The sequence below is a fragment of the Yoonia sp. genome (genome assembly GCF_036007805.1).
Taxonomy (GTDB): domain Bacteria; phylum Pseudomonadota; class Alphaproteobacteria; order Rhodobacterales; family Rhodobacteraceae; genus Yoonia.
The window spans coordinates 1-4972 of the sequence record NZ_DASYOK010000074.1; the positions used below are offsets into that span (position 1 = coordinate 1).

Annotated in this window: 4 protein-coding genes; 1 reads left to right on the forward strand and 3 read right to left on the reverse strand. The window is 58.5% G+C overall.

Annotation, left to right across the window (positions count from 1 at the left end; all coding sequences use genetic code 11):
• The coding region (locus VGP75_RS04720; protein ID WP_327542557.1) for a tetrahydrofolate dehydrogenase/cyclohydrolase catalytic domain-containing protein at positions 1 to 616 on the forward strand (616 nt) is incomplete at its 5' end.
• On the opposite strand, the gene pdeM is transcribed toward VGP75_RS04720, so the two are convergent.
• From pdeM to VGP75_RS04735, 3 genes are all read right to left on the reverse strand, one after another.
• Entirely contained in the window at positions 613 to 1254 is a 642-nt protein-coding gene (gene pdeM, locus VGP75_RS04725; RefSeq protein WP_327542558.1) for a ligase-associated DNA damage response endonuclease PdeM, read from the reverse strand. The genes VGP75_RS04720 and pdeM overlap by 4 nt on opposite strands.
• A 38-nt stretch (positions 1255 to 1292) precedes the next feature.
• Positions 1293 to 3698, reverse strand: coding sequence for a ligase-associated DNA damage response DEXH box helicase (locus tag VGP75_RS04730; RefSeq protein WP_327542559.1), 2406 nt, complete (start codon positions 3696 to 3698; stop codon positions 1293 to 1295).
• 103 nt (positions 3699 to 3801) lie between these two features.
• Positions 3802 to 4972, reverse strand: a 1171-nt coding sequence (locus VGP75_RS04735) for a DUF8689 domain-containing protein (RefSeq protein ID WP_327542560.1), incomplete at its 5' end; no start/stop codon positions are given.

Below are 4972 nucleotides of genomic sequence, written 5' to 3' on the forward strand. Positions count from 1 at the left end.
TGGTATTCTGGTGCAACTTCCGCTGCCCAAGCATCTCAACAGCGATCTGGTGATTAACAGCATTGATCCGGCCAAGGACGTTGATGGCTTCCATATCTCGAACGTGGGCTTGTTGGGTACGGGGCAGAAAAGCATGGTGCCGTGTACGCCTTTAGGCAGTCTGATGATGCTGCGCGATCATCACGGGTCCTTGTCGGGGATGAATGCCGTGGTGATCGGCCGCTCGAATATCGTGGGCAAACCGATGGCGCAGCTTTTGTTGAATGACAGTTGCACCGTCACAATCGCCCATAGCCGGACCAAGGATTTGCCCGATGTCGTGCGACGGGCCGATATTGTAGTGGCTGCTGTGGGGCGTCCGCAGATGGTCACGGGCGACTGGATCAAACCGGGTGCCACAGTGATTGATGTGGGCATCAACCGGATCGATAAGCCCGAAGGCGGCACCCGTCTGGTGGGGGATGCGGATTACGACAGTTGCGCCGCCGTCGCCGGTGCAATTACCCCCGTGCCTGGTGGCGTGGGGCCGATGACGATTGCCTGTCTGCTGGCCAATACGCTGACCGCCTGTTGCCGCGCCAACGGGTTGGCCGAGCCGGAGGGTCTGACCGCTTAAACGGGCACAGGGATGGCTTTGTGCCCTGTCATGATCGCGATGATCTGTCCGCTAAAGAGTTTGCGCAAGTCTGCGGCTTGGCTGGAGAGCCCGCCCGTATAGGCGCCATAGGCGGGCATGATCAGCCTGTGCGCATCATAAAGGAACGCCGGCCTGCTGCGCCCTGCAACGCGGTGTTTGGGGTGATAGTGACCTGACACCTCGGCTGTTTCCGCCGTAGCTATATGGCGGAAGATGAGTGTGCCAATAGTCATTTGCGACCGATGTGTTCCGCCAAGGTCAACCGGACCCGGATCGTGATTTCCCTCGATCCAGACCCATGACTTGCCCGCTTGCAGACGCATCAGCCAAAGCCGCGCATCCTCATCCAGACTGCTGGCGGCATCAAGATCATCAAAGCTATCGCCAAGGCAGATCACCTGTTGGGGCTGGGTCGCGGTGATATCGGCTTCCAGCTTTTGTAGGGTCTCTTGGACCTCATAGGGAGGCAACATCACGCCGCTGCGCCGTGCGATCCGTTCGGATTTGCCAAGATGCAGGTCAGAGACGCAAAGCACGTTTTGCGTCGGTAAATGGAGCGCGCCTGAGGGCAGGGCGCTGCATCGGGTTCCGCAAAAATCGAAGTTGTAGGCGTTCATGCTCTGTTCTTGGGGCAACGCGCATGCGAGTTCAAGCATCAAAGCGATGATACGCCCGCAGCAGCCATCAGGCGGGCGGCTTCTTCTTCCATCAGACGTTCCTGGCCTGCGCCCGCGACGGCGATCCGCCCTTGTTCAAGGAACATGGGCAGGGACAGCGGGGTCACGCGATCAAGGATCAGGTGGTCGATGTGCCCTGCGGTGCGTGTCAACATTTCCTCGATCCGACCAAAGTCGACCAGCCCGCGCATTGCCTCTTCGCGGGTGATCCGTAGCATCAGGTGATCGGGGTCATATTTGGACAGGGTGTCATAAAGGATGTCAGAGGAAAACGTGGCCTGCCGCCCGCTTTTGCGGGCTTGGGGCAGGTTGCGTTCAATCAAACCCGCAATCGTGGCCGCACCACGGAAGGTGCGCTTCATCACCGCATTGCCAGACAACCACGTTTCAAAATCCGCGCGCATATTGTCGGGTTGCAGCAAGGGGGTCGGGTCCGTGACAGGATCAAGGCCCCAGATCAGTGTGGCATAGTCCGTTGCGACGAAACCCATGGGATGCAGATTCAGCTCTTCCATGCGCTGGGTGACGAGCATGCCAAGTGTCTGCATCGCGTTACGACCCGCGAATCCGTAGATGCAAAGATGATGGCGCCCTTCGTGCGGAAAGCTCTCGACAAGGATACGGTCAGCCTCGGGCAATTTGGAAAACTTGCGCTGCAGACCCAGCCATTCGGCGGTATGTGCGGGCAGTTCCGGCCAATCAGGTTGCGCGAACATGCGCAGGATGCGCTGCGAGAGCTGCGTAGAATTGGCAAATTTTGTGCCCATGAAGGTGGCTATTTTTGGTGTCTTGTCGGCGCGGCGCGATACCTCGACTGTCATTTCCTTCAGGTTCTCATAGCGGACAACTTGTCCGCCGATCAGAAAAGTATCGCCGGGGGTCAGGGTGGCGGCAAATGCCTCTTCCACCTCACCCAAGGGTTTGAAATTGCCCTTCATGCGCACCTTGAGTGTGTCGGTATCCTGAATCGTACCAAGGTTCATGCGGATCCGCTGGGCCGCACGCGGGTCGCGCAACTGCCAGCGCCCGTCTGTGGTTTGTAGCAGGCGTTTCCATTTGTCATAGGCGCGCAGGGCATAGCCACCGGTGGCGCAGAAATCGAGGCAGTCATCAAAGGCTGCGCGCGATAGATCGCTATATGCGCCGACAGTCTTGATTTCATGGTAAAGTGCATCTGCGTCAAATGGTCCGGCACAGGCCGTGATCAGGATATGTTGGCACAGCACGTCGCGGGGGCCGGCACCTTTGGGGTCACCGTCAAGGTCATGGGCTTTGACAGCCTCAAGCGCGGCGACGCATTCCACCACCTCAAAGCGGTTGGCGGGGACCAAGAGCGCCTTGGAGGGCGCGTTGTAGCGATGGTTCGCGCGTCCGATGCGCTGGACCAGCCGTTTGACGTTCTTGGGTGCACCAACCTGGATCACCAGATCCACGTCACCCCAGTCGATACCAAGATCAAGCGAACCTGTGCAGACGATGGCGCGCAATTGTCCTGCGACCATCGCCGCCTCAACCCGTTCGCGTTGTTCGCGGGCAAGACTGCCGTGGTGGATGCCGATGGGCAGGTCGTCGGAATTGGCGAGCCAGAGGTTGTGAAAGAAAATCTCGGCCTGGGCGCGGGTGTTGTGAAAGATCAGGGTGGTTTTGTGTTTCTTGACCTCTTCGAGCACCGCCGGGATCGCGTATTTCGCGCCACCACCTGACCATGGCGGTCTCTCTTGCGTGACCAACATCGCGATATCCGGATCAGGGCCGGGATCGGCGTTAATGATGTCGCAAGGGTCGGGATGGCGGGCAAGTTGGCGCGCGATGGCGGCCGGATCTTCCACCGTTGCGGAAAGGCCTACCCGCCGTAGGTCAGGGGCAAGGGTTTGCAAGCGGCTGAGGGCGAGCATGAGTTGATCGCCGCGTTTGCTCTCGGCCAATGCATGGATTTCATCGACGATAATGCGTTGCAATCCTTTGAAGATGCGCGGCGCGTCCTCATAGCTCGTGAGCAGGGCGAGGGATTCGGGCGTCGTCAGCAGGATATGGGGCGGGTCGGCGCGTTGGCGGCGTTTTTGGGTGTAAGTCGTATCGCCTGTACGGTCCTCAATCCGGATGGGCAGACCCATTTCTTCGACAGGGCGGCGCAGGTTCCGTTTGATGTCAGCGGCGAGCGCTTTGAGCGGCGAGACATAGAGGGTGTGCAGCCCGTCGTGGCTGCCCTTTGCGAGTTCTGTCAGGGATGGCAGGAAGCCTGCCAATGTTTTGCCACCACCCGTGGGCGCGATCAGCATCAGTGCAGGGCTTGCCGCTTGATCAAGCATGGCCTGCTGATGCGGGTGGATGGCCCAGCCGCGGGAGGTGAACCAATCTTGGAAAATGGGGGACAGGGCGGTCATGCTGCTAAGGTGACGTGCAGGGACGGTGCGTCAAGACGCACCTTACGTTTTGCACGCCAAGCAATGAAAAAGGCCCCCATGCGGGGGCCAATTCCGGGAAATGCTAGTGAACGATATCTTCTTCTTTCACGAACATGTTGGCCCAAGCGCGGTCAATCAGCTCGGGTGACATCTGGTAAGGAATACCCTCGAATTCGCAGATCGAGATCATCTGGTCGATCAGGAAGATCGGCTGATAGTTCGCATAGACGTTGTCAATTTCCGGATAGCGCACGTTCAGCAGGTGCACGAGCGTATCCTCGTCCAGCGGCATTTTGCGCTTGCGTGCGACCATTGCGAAAATCTTGAGGAAGTCTTCCTGGTTCGGGCCATCAATCTTGATCTTGTAGAAAATACGCCGCAAGGCCGCTTTATCGAAGATCGCGTTGGGGTGGAAGTTGGTCGAGAACACAACGAGCGTATCGAAGGGCACTTCGAACTTTTCACCTGATTGCAGCGCAAGAATATCCTTGTTTTCTTCCAGTGGAACAATCCAGCGGTTCACGAGCGTCTGTGGCGGCTCTGCCTGACGGCCAAGGTCGTCCACGATAAAGATGCCGCCGGTTGATTTCAGCTGCAAAGGCGCCTGATAGGTCCGCGCGGTCGGGTTATAAACAAGGTCGAGCATCGACAGCGACAATTCACCACCGGTAATCACAGTGGGGCGTTCGCAACGCACATAACGGGTGTCAAAGCGGCCCGAGGTGCGGCGCAGGCTGTTGGGATCATCCACATCATCCTCGGCGGCGCTGTGGACGATCGGATCATAAACGGTGATGACCTGACCGGAATATTCGATCGCGCGCGGTACATAGATTTTGTCGCCCAAAGCGTCACGGATACCGTTCGAGATCGAGGATTTCCCGTTGCCCGGTGGTCCGTACATCAGGATTGAACGACCGGCGCTGACCGCAGGGCCGAGGTTGGACAGCAGGTCTTCAGGAAGCACAAGGTGACCCATCGCTGTTTGCAGCTGGTCGCGGGTCAACTGGATGTTGCGGATTGACTGGCGTTGGATCTGCTGGCGATAGATATCAAGTGGCACAGGCATCGCGCCGTAGTACTCGGACTGGCCCAAAGCATCGAGCGCGCGCGCGCGGCCTGCGTCGGTCAGCTGATAGCCCATTTCGTTTCCGCTATTGGCGTTCAGTGTGCCTGTTGCTTCCAGCAAAAGCTGACCACGCGCCATATCGACAAGTTCCTGCGTGACAGGGATCGGGAGACAGATTGCGCGG

Coding starts and splice junctions, on each gene's coding strand:
- pdeM (WP_327542558.1), bottom strand. CDS start 1,254: ATGAACGCCTACAACTTCGATTTTTGCGGAACCCGATGCAGCGCCCTG.
- VGP75_RS04730 (WP_327542559.1), bottom strand. CDS start 3,698: ATGACCGCCCTGTCCCCCATTTTCCAAGATTGGTTCACCTCCCGCGGC.